Here is a 14,374-nt window from a genome sequence, read left to right on the forward strand (position 1 = left end):
CCATGATGACCTCGGGTGGTGCCTCGAGGCGCGCTAAGGTGCCTGGCATGCGGATCGTCTCTCTTAATGCCTGGGGCGGTGCGATGTTCGGCCAGCTCGGCCCTTGGCTCTCGGCTGCCGACGCTGACGTCATCTGTTTGCAGGAGGTCACCCGCACACCAGGCGTATCCGGCTGGACCAGGTTCGAGGATGGGGAACGATCCCTCCCACAGCGTGCGAACCTCTTCCAGGACATCCGGGCCCTGCGCCCCAACGACCAAGCCGTCATGCTGGCCAGTGACGCGGGTCCCGTCACCGACCAATCAGGTATCCGCCACCGCCAGGAATTCGGCATCGCGACCTTCGTCACCGAACACGCACCGGTCACCGGCCTGCAGACAGCATTCGTCCACGGCGAGTTCGTCGACCATGAGGACTGGGCGATCGAAGACCGCCCGAGAGCTGCTCTAGCCACCCGCATCGTCGATCGATCTCAGGGTCGGTCCGTTGCGGTGATCCAGCTGCACGGCCTCCGCGACCCCGCCGGCAAGCACGACACGCCGGCCCGGATGCGGCAGGCCGAGCGCCTCGCAGCGCTCGTGGAACGGGCCAGCTCGAGCGCCGACCTCACCGTCGTCTGCGGTGACCTGAACCTCCTCCCGACCAGCCAGACCTTCGCAGTGCTGGCCGAGCTCGGCTTGACCGACCTCGTCGGCGCAGCCGACACCCGCACATCCGCCTATCCGAAGCCCACCCGCCACGCCAGCTATCTGCTGATCTCCGACCCCAGCGCCGTGAAGAGCTTCACGATCGTGGCGAGTCCGGAGGTCTCCGACCACCGTCCCCTGCTCCTCGACCTCTGACCGCACCGGCGAGGAGCAGGCTGGTGCTGTGTCAGTCCACACCGGGACCCGCCACCGAACTCCGTCGGCGTAGCGGCATCGGGACCCGGTGGATGATGCCCTCGCGGCGCGCCTCGGGTGCTCGGCCGATCTCGTCGAAGAGCACATCGACGGCCTTGCGTCCGAGGGCGTAATGCGGGAGCGCCACGGTTGTCAGCTTCGGCCGCATCCACGACGCGAGCGGATGGTCGTCGAACGACACGACCGAGACATCCGTAGGAACCGCCAGCCCGGCATCCTCGAGCACCTGGTAGGCGCCGAACGCGAGCCGGTCGTTGAGACAGATCAGCGCCCGCGGACGGGCGGTGCGGAGCAGATCCCGCGTTGCGGCGACGCCGTACTCCGGCTGCCAGTCCGGGCAAGCTCGGGCGCCGGCCACGCTGACGCCCGCTGCGGCGAGCTCGTCCCGGATACCGATCTGTCGTTCGACCGAGGCGACGCTCTCCGGCGGACCGTCGTGCAGACCCGGTCCGGCGCCGATCAGATAGATGCCATCGCGGTGGCCGACCTTCAGCAAGGCCCGGGCAACACTGCGACCGGCCCGGATCTCGTCCGGGACGACCGCCGGCAACCGGCTCGTCTCGCGAGGCAGCGCGTTGAGCAGGACGGCCGGAATGCCATCGGCGTCCGGAGGCACCGCGATGGCCCTGGTGAACATCGAGGTGAGGATCAACCCGTCGACGTGGCGATCGTGCATCGCCTGGAGCAGCAGCTGCTCGAGCTCCGCGTCGCCTTCGGTCTCACCGATGAACAACATCACCCCGCGTTCCCGCGCCGCCTCCAGAGCCCCCTTGATCAGGTCGCCCGCAAGCTGTGTGGTGGCGACGGTGTCGGAGATGAACCCGATCGTCCGCGTGCTGCCCGTACGAAGGCTCACCGACACCATGTTCGTCCGGTACTGCAGCTCGGCTGCCGCTCGCGTCACCCGCTGCTCGACATCTTCGGAGATCCGCAGCTCGCGAGCCCGGCCGGACATCACCAGGGAGGCCGTCGTCCGTGAGACACCAGCAGCTTTGGCGACGTCGGCCATCGTGACGCGGCGCGGGCTCACCAGTTACCTCCCATGGTCTCGTCTGCTCTGGTACGACGAAACTAGCCGGTCACCCCTTCAACGAGCCCTGCAGGAGGGCCGCGACGAACTGGCGCTGGAAGATCAGGAACACGGCCAACGTGGGCGCCAGGATCAGCAGCGATCCCGCGCAGAGCAGCGGGATGTCGGTTCCCCACTGCCCCTGGAAGGCGCCGAGGGCACCGGCCATCGTGCGCCGCGCCGGATCGTCGACGAGCACGATCGCCAGCAGGAACTGGTTCCACGTCCACAGGAACAACAGGATCGCCAGCGAGGAAAGGGCCGGCTTTGCGAGCGGTACATGGATCCGCCAGAACAGCTGCCACGTACCGGCGCCGTCGACGCGGGCGCTCTCGGACAGCTCGTCCGGCATGTTGACGAAATGCGCACGCATCCAGAACACCGAGAACGGCATGAACAGACCGATCAACGGCAGGATGATCGCCCATCGCGTGTTCAGCAGGCCCAGATCGCGCACCTGCAGGTAGAGCGGCGTCACGATGCCCTCGAACGGGAGCGTCAGACCGAAGACGAAGACGAGCAGCACCAGCCGATGGCCGACGATCCGCAAGTGGCCGATCGCGAAGCCGGCCATCGTCGCGATCAGGATCGACACCGGTACGACGCCGAGCACGATCAGCACGCTCGACACCAGCAACTTCGCCATCCTCGCGGCCTTGAAGGCGGCGACGAAGTTGCCCCAGTGCGGCTCCGACGGCCAGGACAGTCCGGCGGGGTACGTCCCGGAGGGATGCAGCGCGGTGACGAACAGACTCACGAACGGCAGGACCGTGCCCGCCATCAGAACGATCAGCAGCACCCGGCCGGTCCACGCCTCCCGCCGACCGGTGATCATTTGGTGTTCTCCCTCGTGAGCCATTGGATCGGTGCGACACAGATCAGCACCAGGATCATCAGTACGACGGCCAACGCCGACGCCAGACCGACCTCGCGCTGCGAGAACGCCAGGTAGTAGATCTCCAGACCGGGCACCATCGTGGTGTTACCCGGCCCGCCCTGCGTCGAGATGTAGACGATGTCGAAGCTGGCCAGGGCGGCGATGACCGTCACGGTGATGCAGACGCCCAGCTCCTGCCGCAGGCTCGGAACCGTGATGGCGAAGAACTCCCGCACCGGACCGGCCCCGTCCAGACGCGCCGCCTCGTACAGCGACACGTCGATCTTGCTCATTCCCGCGAGCAGCAACAGAGTGCACAGCCCGAGCAGGACCCAGGCGCCGATCGCGCCGACGGCCGGCAGCGCGTACGAGAAGTCACCGAGCCAGGCGCGGGTGACACCGCCCAGGCCGACAGCGCGGAGGATCTGGTTCACCACACCCGTTGAGGACAGCAACCAACTCCACGCGATGCCGGCGGCAACCAACGGAATCACCTGGGGCAGGAAGAGCACCGTCCGCGCCACCAGCGCCAGCCTGCTCGCGGCGATCCGCCGAATCGTTGCCGCGATCACCAGACCCAGCAGGACCGGAACGACGCTGAAGAACACGATCAGCTCGAACGCGTTGACGATCGACCGGAACAGATCCCGGTCGGTGAACACCTGGACGTAGTTGCCGAACCCGACCCAGGTGGACCGTCCGATGCCGTTCCACCGGTACAGCGAGTACTGGACGGTCAGGACCAGCGGGCGGAGGACGAAGAAGGCGTAGACGGACAAAGCCGGTGCCACGAACAACCATCCGATGACGGCCGGGCGCCGCAACTTCGCCCGCCGTCCCGGGCCGTTCCGCCGCGACGGGGGACCGGCTTCCCCGGGATCACGGGTGGATCCCGAGGAAGCCGTAAGCGTAGGTTGGCTCACCGTCGATCAGCTTCCGACCTGGCTCACGTAGTCGCTCTGGACGGACTTCAGCAGAGCGTCAGGGCTCTGCTGACCCGCGAAGAGCTTCTGCAACTGCGGCGTCCAACTCTTGGCGTAGATCGCCCCGGTCGCGTTCGCGATGAAGTCCATCGCGCTGTTGTCGGCAGCGATCTTCGCGCCCGCGTCCAGCGTTTCCGCCGTCACTGACCCTGCCTTCACCGGCGGCATCGACGCGTCCGCCGGTCCCATCGGGTGGGATCCGCCGACCTCGACGGTGATCTGGCGCGCCCGCTGATCGGTTGCCACCCAGTTCAGGAAGAACGCCGCGCAGTCCGCGTGCTTGGCCTTCGCGGCGATCCCGTAGGTGAGCGGCGCGGACATCGCGGCCTGCTTCCCACCCGCCTGAGCCGGCGGCATCAGGAAGAAGCCGGCGCTGCCCGGCATCTGCTTGTCGAGGTTGCCGGACTCCCAGTCGCCGTTGAACATGAACAGCGCGTCGCCGGCGATGAACCGGCTCATCATCTTCGCGTAGTCGGTCGCGTTCGCGTCGGCGGCGAAGTACCCGGCCTTGATCCAGCGCTCGAGGTGCTGGGTCGCCTGCAGGTTCTGCGGAGTGTCGATCGTCGCGTCCGGCTTCTGGAAGATCCAGTCGTTGATCGGGCCCGGGGCGCCGTACGACGCCATCAGGTCCTGCAACGGGAACGCCAGCCCGCCGGTGGCGCCGCCGTTGAACTGGACGATCGGCGTCACGCCGCCCTGCTTCGCCTTGGCCAGCATGGCGTCCAGGTCGGCGAGGGTCTTCGGCGGCGCCGTGATGCCCAGCTGCGCGGCCAGCTTCTTGTTGTAGAACACTCCGGTCATCGAGAAGTTCACACCCATCGCGTACAGCGAGCCCTCGCCCCGGGGACGCCCGCCCGGCCCGAGGCGCAACTGCTCGAGCTGCGATGCCGGCCACTTGTCCCAGCCGAAGCCCGACGCGTAGCCGTCGAGATTCTTCAGCAGGTCGTCCTTCACCAGCTCGGACACCTGCGGAAGGCGCATCAGGTCCGGCGGGTCGTCGGCGAGCACGCGCGGCGCGTTCTGCGTGATCACCGCGAACTGGTCCTCGCGGATGTTCCAGGTGACGTTGGCGTGCTGCTTGGTGAACTCCGTGGTGAGTGCCTTCGCCAGCGGAAAGCCGGTCTCGAAGTACCCGCTCAGGGTCACCGGATCGGATCCGCAGGTCGGCGCGGACGCGGCCGAGGCGGTCGCGCCGGACTCCTGGGCGTTGTCGCTGCCGGGTGCCGAGCAGCCGGCGACCGCGACGGTCGCCGCTGTGACCGCCGCTGTCACCGACGCGGCCAGCCGGGCGAGTCCCGCCCGGCGCCGGCCTCCGCGCACCTGATCTGTCATCTCGTCGTCTCCCTTGATCCGGCTCCGGGCGGCCGGCAGGAATCGGCGGCGGAGCTCCGGTGAGATTGCTGCTAAAACGAGTTAGCACGGATAGCTTGACCAGGCTTTGATTTCCGTGTCAAGGTCTCGGGGTCGCTGATCACCGGACCACTGGAGGCCGCTCGTGACCTCTCGACGAGTAACCCTGGTCGACGTCGCCGAGGCCGCCGGAGTGTCCCGGACGGCGGTGTCGCTGGTGTTGTCCGGCCGGGGCAGCGAGCTGCGAATCTCGACCGAGGTGCAGCAGCGGATCCGGCGGACCGCCGAGGAGCTCCGGTACCGGCCGAACGCCGTGTCGCAGAATCTGCGCACCGGGACGACGCGCACGATCGGGTTCGTCTCCGACACCGTCGCGACGTCCCGCCTGGCCGGCGACATGATCAAGGGGGCCCTCGAAGCCGCCCGGGAGCAAGGCTTCCTGCTGTTCATCGGTGAGACCGAAGGCGATCACGACCTCGAGCGCGAGCTCCTCCAAGCGATGGCCGATCGGCAGGTGGAAGGCATCATCCTCGCGTACATGTACACCCAGAGGGTCGCCGTACCGCCCGGAATGGACGCGACCCGGAGCGTGCTGCTCAACGCGCTCCCGCAGTCGCCGGCAGCTGTACCCTCGGTAATCCCGGACGAAGTCGAGGCGGGCCGAACTGTCGCCCGGATCCTTCTCGACGCAGGCCACCGTGACGGGATCCACCTGATCGGAGCCGGGCCCGGCGTCGCGGACATCCCACCAGGCGGCGTCGCAGCCTTCGAGCGGCTCCAGGGTATGCGCGAAGTCTTCGACGCGGCCGGCGTCGAGATCTCCAGCGGCAAGCTCTGCCGCGAGTGGCTACCTCCCGACGGCCACCGCGCGACCAGGGCGCTGCTCCGCAGGACCCGGCCGAAAGCGCTGGTCTGCTTCAACGACCGCCTTGCCCTCGGCGTCTACCAGGCCATCGAGGACGCCGGCCTGAGCGTGCCCACGGAGGTCTCGGTCATCTCGTTCGACGACCACCCGATCGCTTCCTGGATCCGACCGAAGCTCACCACGATCGCACTCCCCCACTACGACCTTGGCCGAACGGCGGTCGACCTCCTACTCGCCAGCGAGGAATCAAGCCCCGGCACGGTCGTCCGCGTCCCGATGCTTCCCCGCCTGCGCGACTCGGTAGCACCTCCGAGCGCCTGACTCGTGTCTCAGCAGGCGGGGCGGGCGGGGCGCTGGCAGAGTGTTCTGCATGTCGTTGCCTCTTCTTCCTGTCCAGGACGAGCAAGACCTGACGTCGGTGACCGCGCTCGCGGTAACCGCGGTCGATCCCGGTGGTGTGCTGCGGATGAAACTCGTGCCGCGCGATCGGATCGCGCAGGCAGGTGCTTCCGGGCTGGGCGCGGCGCCCAGCTGGCACGTCTTCTGCGTCGACAACGGGATCGCGTTCACGCCTGAGATCGGCGTACTCGGAGATCAGCGGTTGCGGCCCGATCTGCAGGCCGCGCGGGTGCTGGGGAACGGCTTGGCGTGGGCTCCGGCGGAGTTCTACGAGCAGTCGGGTGAGCTCTCCGCGCTCTGCACGCGTGGCCGGTTGCGTGAGGCGGTTCGTGAGTTGGCATCGCTCGGGGTCGCCGCGACGGTCGGGTGCGAGGTCGAGTTCGTGCTCACCGCCGCTGACGGGTCGGCGCTGGACGAGCGGCCGTGGAACGCCTACGGAGGCACTGCGGCGTTGGATCGGGAGGAGTTCCTGCTGGCCCTACTCGACGACTTCCGGGTCGCGCGGCTCGAGGTCGATCAGTGCCATGCGGAGTACGGCGACAGCCAGTACGAGATCTCCTTCGCCGCAGCCGATCCGGTCGCCGCGGCCGACGCCACTGTGCTTGCTCGGATCGTGATCAGCCGGGCGGCGCGCCGTGCAGGGCTGGCCGCGTCGTTCTCGCCGCTGCCGTTCGCAGGCGGCAGCGGCAACGGCGCGCACGTGCACGTCTCGCTCATCCGCGACGGCGAACCGCTGTTCTCCGGCGGACATGGGCCGCACGGGCTGACCACCGAGGGCGGGGCGGCGATCGGCGGCATCGTCGCCGGGCTGCCCGAGGTCATCGGCGTACTCGCCGGGTCGGTGCTGTCCGGCGGACGGCTGCTGCCTGGGCATTGGTCCGGGGCCTTTCCCTGCTGGGGTTTGGAGAACCGCGAGGCGGCAGTCCGGTTGTGCGCGGTCCACGCGGGCAACGCGAACCTCGAGGTCAAATGCGTCGACCCGTCCGCCAATCCGTACCTCGCGGCCGCGACGGTGCTCGGCCTCATCGCGGACGGGCTGCGGCGCTCGGCAAACTTGCCCGCGGAGGTGACGACGCATCCGGCTGAGGCCGGGCATCCGACGCTGCCGACCGACCAGTCGACCGCCCTCGACGCTCTCCAGGATTCGCCGCTGGCTCGCCGAATACTCGGCCCGGAGTTGCTGTCCGCGCTGCTCGCCGTACGGCGCCACGAGGTCGCCGTCTTCGCTGACCAGGACCCGTCCGCGGTGGCCGACCGGTTGCGGTTCTCGTGGTCGGGATGAGCGGCAACGGAACCGCACGGGCTGGGGACGTCGCGGAGTTCGTGGCCGGGCTGCCGTTGATCGACCATCACTGCCACGGCGTACGGACCGGCGCGATCGCGGACGCCGAGTTCGAACTGCTGGCCTCCGAGTCGGACTGGCCCGCCCCGCCCGGCACATCGGTGTTCGACAACCCGTTCGGCATCGCCGTACGCGCACTGTGTGCCCCGCTGCTCGACCTGCCGGCGCACTGCACGGGCGAGGATTATCTGAAGCGGCGTGGTGAGTTGGGCGACGCGGAGGTCAGCGCTCGTCTGCTGTCCGCGAGCGGCACCGAGAGGTACTTGCTCGACACGGGTTTCAGTGCCTCCACTGTCATGACGCCGCCGGCGATGGCGCAGTTGACCGGGGCGGTCACTGAGGAAATCGTGCGGCTGGAGTCGCTTGCCGAGTCGATCGCGCCCGGCTGTACGGCGGCCGGGTTCGCCAACTCCTTCGAGGACGCGTTGGGCTCGGCTCTCGAGCAGGCCGTCGGAGTCAAGTCGATCATCGCCTACAGGTACGGACTCGACTTCGACCCGGCTCCGCCGACGTACGGCGAGGTGACCGCTGCCGCTGGTCGGTGGCTCGCAGGAATCGAGTCGGGCGCCCCGGTCCGGCTCACCGATCCGGTGCTGTTGCGGCATCTCCTGTGGCGCGCGGTCGGGTTCGGCAAGCCCATCCAGCTGCATGTCGGCTTCGGCGATCCGGACATCGTGCTGCACCGCTGCGATCCCTCCCACCTCACTGGGTTCGCGCATGCGACCCGCGAGACCGGCGCGCAGCTGATGCTGCTCCACTGCTACCCCTACATCCGCGAGGCTGGGATCCTCGCGCACCTGTTCCCACATGTCTGGATGGATACGTCGTTAGCGGTCTCCCACACCGGCCCGTCCGCCGAGACAATGGTGCGCCAGTCGCTGGAGATCGCCCCACTGCACAAGGTCCTCTACGCCTCGGACGCCTTCGGCCTACCCGAGCTATACCTCTGCGGAGCCCAGCTATGGCGCCGAGCCGTCGGCCGCATCCTCACCGAGTGGCTAACCGAGAACCTCGCCGGCAAAACCGACATCCACCGCTACGCCGAGCTGCTCGGCCGCGGCAACGCACTCCGCGCGTACGGGCTGGAGTAGATCTTGCGGCCTAGCCCCTGATCTGCGCCTGCCACATCTCGTAGTTGCCGCATTCGGCGGTGATCTCCGCCGTTTCCTGAGCAGCGGCGAGAAAGTCGTTGACCATTCGCGAGGTGCGCGATTCAGCGACTGCGAGGTAGATCTGTTCAGGCGGTAATTCCGGGATTGGCACATAGCTGATGTCGGGGCGTGAGTAGAACACGGTCTCCGACCGCCCGACGAACGACACGCCCCGGCCTGCCGCGACGTGCTCGAGCTTCTCCTCCACCCCGCGCGCCCGGACTCCGGAGTCGGGGTGCGGGCGCCTGGTGGGCAGCGTGCTCGGGTCGGCGTGCCAGACGAGCGGCTCACCGTCCAGGTCGGCCTCGGCGATCTCGTCCTTGCCGGCCAATCGATGGTCGCCGGGCAGCGCGACCATGAGCGGCTCGGTGTAGAGCGGAGTCAGGCGCAGTCCGGTCTTGTCGACCGGCAGCCGTACGTAGCCCACGTCGACGCGGCCGTCCAGCAGCATCAGGGCCTGGTCGTCCCACTCCATCCGCTGGACGTCCAGGACCACGTCTGGGTTCCGAGCCTCGAACACCCGCGCCGCCGGAATGACCGGGATGCCGGTGCGGAAGCCGATCACCAGCCGTCTGCTCCCGCGGCCGGCCACGGACACCCGGCGCTGGACTCCGCGCACCGACGCGAGCAGCGAACCGGCGTCGTCCAGCAGCTGCCGACCCGCGTCGGTCAGCTCCACGCCGTGGCTGTCCCTGATGAACAGCAACACCCCGAGATCCTGTTCCAGAGCACGGATCTGCCGGCTGAGCACCGGCTGCGCGATGTGCAGCTCCTCGGCGGCGCGGCCGAAGTGCAGCCTGTCCGCGACAGCGACGAAGTAGCGCAGCTTGCGCAGGTCCAGATCCATGGGAGCCTCCCGGTCCGGCAATGCCCTCAAGGTATCACCACGACTGAAAGAGGTCTTGGACACGCGCTCCGGCCGATGGCATTGTCAATAGGGCACGAGCGAATTCGATCAAGGAATACCGCACCGGATTCTTGCCGGGAATGTGCGGGAATGCCGTGCTGTTCAGCTCCAGAAAGCAGGCACACTTATGAGCAAGGTCAGTTTCATCGGCGTGGGCGGAATGGCCCGCGCAATAGCGGCTCGCGCGGTCGCGGGCAGCAATTCGGTCGAACTTGTCGGCCGCGATCCGGCCAAGGCAACGGACCTGGCCGCGGAACTCGGTGGCGGCGCCACGGTGGGGACGTTCGGCGCTGTCCCTGCCGGCGACATCGTCGTACTCGCGGTGCCGTACGCCAGCGCCGCCGCGGTCGTCACGCAGTACGGCGACGCGCTGGCCGGGAAGGTCGTCATCGACATCTCCAATACCTTCGACGCCGACGCGACCGGACTTGTCACGCCTGACGGCACGTCCGGAGCGCAAGAGATCGCCAAGGCCGCACCGGCGAGCGCGCACGTCGTGAAGGCGTTCAACACCGTCTTCGGCCACGTCCTGACCCAGGAACGTCCGTTGGATGTGCTGTTTGCCGGGGATGACGCGCGGGCCAAGGCCGACGCGTCGACGTTCATCGAGAGCCTCGGGCTGCGTCCGCTCGACGTCGGCGGTCTCGAGATGGCCCGATGGCTGGAAGGTGTCGGGCCCCTGCTGATGGGCGTGGCCCGCCACGGCGCGGGCACCTTCGACATCGCCCTCGCCGTCAACGTTCTCGGCTGACGGCACGGACCCAGGTATTCGTCGAAATCAAGGAGTGATGGTGGGAAAGCTCGATGACAAGGTTGCAGTGATCACCGGAGGATCAACCGGTATGGCGCTGGCCGGGGCCGAACTGTTCGTGGCCGAAGGAGCTCATGTCTTCATCATGGGCCGGCGGCAGGATGCGCTGGACGCCGCCGTACAGCAGATCGGTCGAAACGTGACCGCGGTGCGGGGCGACGCGGCCGACCTGGACGACCTCGACCGTTTGTACGAGACGGTGGAGAAGGAGAAAGGCTCGATCGACGTCCTGTGGGCCAGCGCAGGGATGGGCGAGCCGGGCAAGCTCGGTGAGATCACCGAGGAGCAGTTCCACGCCGCGTTCTGGCTGAACGCGCGCGGGACGCTGTTCACGGTGCAGAAGGCGTTGCCGTTGATCAACGACGACGGCTCGATCTTCATGACCGGATCGAACGCGTCGCTCGGCGCCTTCCCCGGATGGAGTCTGTACGCCGGGAGCAAGGCCGTGCAGCAGGCCTGGGCCCGCGTATGGCTCAACGAATTGCGGGACCGGCGGATCCGGGTGAACGTACTGACCCCCGGCCAGGTCGCGACCGCGAAACAGGAGGAACTGTTCGACGAGCAAACGAAGGCAGCCTTCGAGTCCCTGATCCCACGCGGCACAATGGGCCGCCCCGACGAGATCGCCGCAGTAGCCCTCTTCCTCGCCTCATCCGACTCCAGCTACGTCAACGGTCTAGAACTGGTTGCCGACGGCGGCACCACAGCCATCTGACCACCTCCCGCTAACATACGCAGGTGCTGAACCAGCAGAGATCCACGAAGGCCCACCAGATCTGCGGCGAGTTCTGAGTGCGCCGTATCGCTGCCGCTGTCGTGCTGCTGCTGGTAACGGCGTGCTCGGCGCAGACTGTTCAACCTCCACCCGCGACGCCGTCGGTGGTGCCGGTGGCGCAAGCGTCGAAGGCTGCGCTGACTCTTGCGGACCTGCCGAAGGGGTTTGAGGGTGGGGTGGCGCCGGATCCGAGTCCTGCAGTGAACGACGGTATTCAGTACGAGCCGGGCGACTGCTGGGTGGTGCGGAATCCGATGCGGGTTCTGGGGGCTCCGGCGAGTTCGGTTCGGGCTCAGTACTTCGTCCAGGCTCGCGACCCGATGAACAACCAGGATGTCCAGGAGACGATCAGCTCGTGGACGACCTCGGCCGCGCCGCTTCTCCAACGGATCACCGAAGGCCTGCCCGGCTGCCCGACCGTCACCGGCACCTGGGTGGTCAGTCTGAAGGAGCCGTACCGAGTCGCCGTACGGCAGCTGTCGGTCCCCGGTCTGAAGGACGGCATTGTCCTGGGCGCGGGCTTCGCCAACACAACCTTCAAGCCACTCTCGTACTCCGCCTACGTGGTCCGCGGCAACACCCTCCTCACCCTCCAGGCCCACAACGACACGTTCCCCACCACAGCCTCCTTCACCGCCCTCCTCGTGAAGGCAGTTGCACGGCTCGATGCCGTTGTGAATTAGTACTCCCGTGCGTCGACTCGTCCTCGTGGTGGTTCTGTTGGTTGCGACCGCCTGCTCCCCGCAGACCGTGACTGCTGACGGCAATACGCCGCCCAGCACGCCGGTTGCGCCGTTGGCGGTGGGCCAGGCGATGAAGGCTGCTCTGTTGGTGAGCGACTTCCCGAAGGGATGGGACGGTGGTGTAGCCACGGATCCCCGTCCGGCTCCCGGGTCTCGGGGGCAGTACGACCCGCCGGAGTGCCTGGTTTTCCGGCATCCCACGGACATCTTGGGCGAGCCTGCCACGGCCGTTCGGGGGCAGTACTTCACCAGGGAGCCGCTCCAGTCGGTGACCGAGTTCGTTTGGTCCTGGCCGACTCGCGCGGACTCGGTCGTCCCCGACGTCACCAGCGGGTTGGCGAAGTGCACGAAGTACACGATGGCTATCAACCACGAAACGTACCGCTGGGCCGCGAAGCGGCTGCCGGTTCGTGGTGTGGCCGACGGGATTGCGCTGCGATTCGATGCGTCGATCGATGGCGACTCGTCAGATGTGGTGCTGTATGTCGCGTACTTGGTGCGGGGTGGCACGGTGCTCGACCTGGAGGCGTCGGGCGAGCGGATCACCGATGCAGTGTTCACACAACTTGTCAGCAAGGCAGCCGCGCGGCTCAACGCCGCGGTGGATTAGTGCCGGCGTTCGATGTGGGGTTTGAGGGTGCCGTCGTAGGGGTTGGGTGGGAGGCCTTGGAGGAGGTCTGGGAGGTGGAAGGTTTGGAAGAGGGACAGGTCGAAGAAGGCGACTGCGTGGATGATTGCGGTGGCCGTCAGGGTGAGGACCTGGATCTGGAAGGCGTGGTGGATGTTGTCGCGGGGGTCACGCATGTAGACGGCGAAGGCGGGTAGGCCGTTCGCCTTCAGGGGGACGAGGTACTGGTCGCCGGCGTGTTCGGCGGGACAGTGGGTGGAGATGAGGCGGCCGATGTCGCGGGCGCCGCGGAACCAGGACGTGAACGGCGGCATCTCCCAGATCGCGTCGTCGGTGAAGAGCGTGACGATCGCGGGTACGTCGTACTCCTCGAAGGCAGCGCGATACCGCGCCAGCAGCGCCTCATCCGGTACGACGGGCGGCGCCGCGACGACCGGCACAGGGCGTACGTCGCCCAACAAACCAGTGATGCGCGCGGTAGGCCAGCCCTCGATGTCGTGGAGTACGGTCGCGGCTCGTTCGCGTGGAGCGATGCGTTGGAGGGCGGCGATCAGGCCGAGGTCGACCGGGCGGCCGTCCATCAGGTGCTCGGGGATCGGCTCGAGCCAGAGGATCTCCGAGCTTTCCGAGAGTGCGCCCTCCGGATGCGCGCTGGGGGCGGCCAGGTCGGACGGGAGCGGACGGGTCCCGGCGCGGTCGAGTCAGGCGAGAGTGGCGTCGCCGTAGTCGGACACGCCGCCGGCGATCTCGACGGCCTCCGTGATGGAGCCGAGCATGCGGTAGCAGTGCGCGATCAACCCGGAGTCGTCCATGCCTACTCCATCTGCGTCAGTTCGGGGTGTGCTTGCGTTCGATAGCGTCGAGGAGCCAGGCCAGGCCGGGTTCGAAGCTGTCGGGCTGGGCCGCGAAACCCTCACGCAGGAGGGGCGCTATATGAGGGTGATCGCCGCTCGAGGCTCGTTCGGTCAGGTAGTTGTTGACGGTCGTCGTCCACTCCCCGGCCGCGTTCGGATCCGTCGGTACGGCGCGACGCTGGGCGGACATGCGAGTCACATAGCCAACGGTGTAGTCGTTCACAGCGGTCGCGATGCTCCACGCCTCGTCCGCGGTCACCGACAGTGGCGCCAGCGCGCGGATCCACTCGTCGAGGACGCGGAGCGTGTTCGGGCCCAGCTGGATCCGGTCGACCAGCAACTCGATCGACCACGGGTGCGCCAGTCCCTGGTCCCTGGTACGCCGGGCAATCGCCTCGAGCGCACTGCGCCAATCGCCCGGGAGATCCGCGCCGAGCACGCTCTCCCCCGCCAACTGGTCGAACATCAGGTCCAGCAGGTCGTCCTTGCTCGACACGTGACCGTACAGACTCATCGGCCGGACGCTCAGCCCTGCCGCGACGCTGCGGATCGAGACGGCGTCGAGCCCGTCGCGGTCCGCGATCGCGATTGCCGCCTGCACGATCGACTCCCGGGTGAGCGTCCGGCGCCGCGGCTGGCGATCGTTCCGCGCCCAGACCGGTCCCGCGGGCTGGGTGTTGTCGTCACGTGACGAGGGGAGCGCCATGTCGGGCATCGT

The 14,374-nt window shown here is 67.8% G+C and carries 15 protein-coding genes; 8 read left to right on the forward strand and 7 right to left on the reverse strand.

Annotation, left to right across the window (positions count from 1 at the left end):
- Positions 1 to 47 precede the first annotated feature (47 nt).
- The gene (locus ABT313_RS13565) at positions 48 to 842 is read left to right on the forward strand and encodes an endonuclease/exonuclease/phosphatase family protein (protein ID WP_350851952.1); all 795 of its coding nucleotides are present in this window, start codon (positions 48 to 50) and stop codon (positions 840 to 842) included.
- Positions 843 to 873: 31 nt separating this feature from the next.
- Here the strand turns inward: ABT313_RS13565 and ABT313_RS13570 are convergent, their stop codons facing one another.
- The 4 genes from ABT313_RS13570 to ABT313_RS13585 form a co-directional block, all read right to left on the reverse strand.
- Positions 874 to 1,932, reverse strand: coding sequence for a LacI family DNA-binding transcriptional regulator (locus ABT313_RS13570; protein ID WP_350851954.1), 1,059 nt, complete (start codon positions 1,930 to 1,932; stop codon positions 874 to 876).
- A gap of 49 nt (positions 1,933 to 1,981) precedes the next feature.
- Positions 1,982 to 2,806, reverse strand: coding sequence for a carbohydrate ABC transporter permease (locus tag ABT313_RS13575; protein WP_350851956.1), 825 nt, complete (start codon positions 2,804 to 2,806; stop codon positions 1,982 to 1,984).
- Positions 2,803 to 3,639, reverse strand: coding sequence for a carbohydrate ABC transporter permease (locus tag ABT313_RS13580; protein ID WP_350851958.1), 837 nt, complete (start codon positions 3,637 to 3,639; stop codon positions 2,803 to 2,805). The genes ABT313_RS13575 and ABT313_RS13580 overlap by 4 nt, the downstream gene beginning before the upstream one ends.
- 138 nt (positions 3,640 to 3,777) lie before the next feature.
- Positions 3,778 to 5,163, reverse strand: coding sequence for an ABC transporter substrate-binding protein (locus ABT313_RS13585; protein ID WP_350851959.1), 1,386 nt, complete (start codon positions 5,161 to 5,163; stop codon positions 3,778 to 3,780).
- Positions 5,164 to 5,326: 163 nt separating this feature from the next.
- On the opposite strand from ABT313_RS13585, the gene ABT313_RS13590 reads away from it, so the two are divergent.
- The 3 genes from ABT313_RS13590 to ABT313_RS13600 are packed head-to-tail and all read left to right on the forward strand — an operon-like array spanning position 5,327 to position 8,878.
- Complete coding sequence (locus ABT313_RS13590; protein ID WP_350851961.1) at positions 5,327 to 6,367, forward strand: LacI family DNA-binding transcriptional regulator; 1,041 nt, start codon at positions 5,327 to 5,329, stop codon at positions 6,365 to 6,367.
- A 49-nt stretch (positions 6,368 to 6,416) separates the two neighbouring features.
- A complete protein-coding gene (locus ABT313_RS13595; RefSeq protein ID WP_350851963.1) occupies positions 6,417 to 7,727 on the forward strand; it encodes a type I glutamate--ammonia ligase in 1,311 nt (436 codons plus the stop codon).
- Positions 7,724 to 8,878, forward strand: a complete 1,155-nt coding sequence (locus ABT313_RS13600; protein WP_350851964.1) for an amidohydrolase family protein — start codon at positions 7,724 to 7,726, stop codon at positions 8,876 to 8,878. Before ABT313_RS13595 ends, ABT313_RS13600 begins: the two co-directional genes overlap by 4 nt.
- Positions 8,879 to 8,888: 10 nt before the next feature.
- Here ABT313_RS13600 and ABT313_RS13605 read toward each other — a convergent pair whose 3' ends face one another.
- Positions 8,889 to 9,785 (reverse strand): LysR family transcriptional regulator, encoded by an 897-nt coding sequence (locus ABT313_RS13605; RefSeq protein ID WP_350851966.1) that lies wholly within the window; start codon positions 9,783 to 9,785, stop codon positions 8,889 to 8,891.
- A 187-nt stretch (positions 9,786 to 9,972) separates the two neighbouring features.
- Between ABT313_RS13605 and ABT313_RS13610 the strand changes: the two genes are divergently transcribed.
- The 4 genes from ABT313_RS13610 (at position 9,973) to ABT313_RS13625 (ending at position 12,784) form a co-directional block, all read left to right on the forward strand.
- Positions 9,973 to 10,596: an NADPH-dependent F420 reductase gene (locus ABT313_RS13610; protein ID WP_350851968.1), complete on the forward strand. Its 624-nt coding sequence runs from the start codon at positions 9,973 to 9,975 to the stop codon at positions 10,594 to 10,596.
- A 37-nt stretch (positions 10,597 to 10,633) separates the two neighbouring features.
- Entirely contained in the window at positions 10,634 to 11,371 is a 738-nt protein-coding gene (locus tag ABT313_RS13615; protein ID WP_350851970.1) for an SDR family NAD(P)-dependent oxidoreductase, read from the forward strand.
- Positions 11,372 to 11,448: 77 nt separating this feature from the next.
- On the forward strand, positions 11,449 to 12,114 hold the full coding sequence (locus ABT313_RS13620; RefSeq protein ID WP_350851972.1) for a hypothetical protein: 666 nt from the start codon (positions 11,449 to 11,451) through the stop codon (positions 12,112 to 12,114).
- A gap of 328 nt (positions 12,115 to 12,442) precedes the next feature.
- Positions 12,443 to 12,784 (forward strand): hypothetical protein, encoded by a 342-nt coding sequence (locus ABT313_RS13625; RefSeq protein ID WP_350851974.1) that lies wholly within the window; start codon positions 12,443 to 12,445, stop codon positions 12,782 to 12,784.
- On the opposite strand, the gene ABT313_RS13630 is transcribed toward ABT313_RS13625, so the two are convergent.
- Positions 12,781 to 13,383: a sigma-70 family RNA polymerase sigma factor family protein gene (locus ABT313_RS13630; protein ID WP_350851976.1), complete on the reverse strand. Its 603-nt coding sequence runs from the start codon at positions 13,381 to 13,383 to the stop codon at positions 12,781 to 12,783. The genes ABT313_RS13625 and ABT313_RS13630 overlap by 4 nt on opposite strands.
- Positions 13,384 to 13,630: 247 nt before the next feature.
- Positions 13,631 to 14,362: a TetR/AcrR family transcriptional regulator gene (locus ABT313_RS13635; protein ID WP_350851978.1), complete on the reverse strand. Its 732-nt coding sequence runs from the start codon at positions 14,360 to 14,362 to the stop codon at positions 13,631 to 13,633.
- Positions 14,363 to 14,374 lie beyond the last annotated feature (12 nt).

It is taken from the genome of Kribbella sp. NPDC000426 (assembly GCF_040300265.1).
GTDB lineage: Bacteria > Actinomycetota > Actinomycetes > Propionibacteriales > Kribbellaceae > Kribbella.

What these genes read in the sequence shown, in the direction of transcription:
- ABT313_RS13565 (WP_350851952.1), top strand. Translation starts at nt 48, where the DNA reads ATGCGGATCGTCTCTCTTAATGCCTGGGGCGGTGCGATGTTCGGCCAG.
- ABT313_RS13575 (WP_350851956.1), bottom strand. Translation starts at nt 2,806, where the DNA reads ATGATCACCGGTCGGCGGGAGGCGTGGACCGGCCGGGTGCTGCTGATC.
- ABT313_RS13585 (WP_350851959.1), bottom strand. Translation starts at nt 5,163, where the DNA reads ATGACAGATCAGGTGCGCGGAGGCCGGCGCCGGGCGGGACTCGCCCGG.
- ABT313_RS13595 (WP_350851963.1), top strand. Translation starts at nt 6,417, where the DNA reads ATGTCGTTGCCTCTTCTTCCTGTCCAGGACGAGCAAGACCTGACGTCG.
- ABT313_RS13600 (WP_350851964.1), top strand. Translation starts at nt 7,724, where the DNA reads ATGAGCGGCAACGGAACCGCACGGGCTGGGGACGTCGCGGAGTTCGTG.
- ABT313_RS13605 (WP_350851966.1), bottom strand. Translation starts at nt 9,785, where the DNA reads ATGGATCTGGACCTGCGCAAGCTGCGCTACTTCGTCGCTGTCGCGGAC.
- ABT313_RS13610 (WP_350851968.1), top strand. Translation starts at nt 9,973, where the DNA reads ATGAGCAAGGTCAGTTTCATCGGCGTGGGCGGAATGGCCCGCGCAATA.
- ABT313_RS13615 (WP_350851970.1), top strand. Translation starts at nt 10,634, where the DNA reads ATGGTGGGAAAGCTCGATGACAAGGTTGCAGTGATCACCGGAGGATCA.
- ABT313_RS13630 (WP_350851976.1), bottom strand. Translation starts at nt 13,383, where the DNA reads ATGGACGGCCGCCCGGTCGACCTCGGCCTGATCGCCGCCCTCCAACGC.
- ABT313_RS13635 (WP_350851978.1), bottom strand. Translation starts at nt 14,362, where the DNA reads ATGGCGCTCCCCTCGTCACGTGACGACAACACCCAGCCCGCGGGACCG.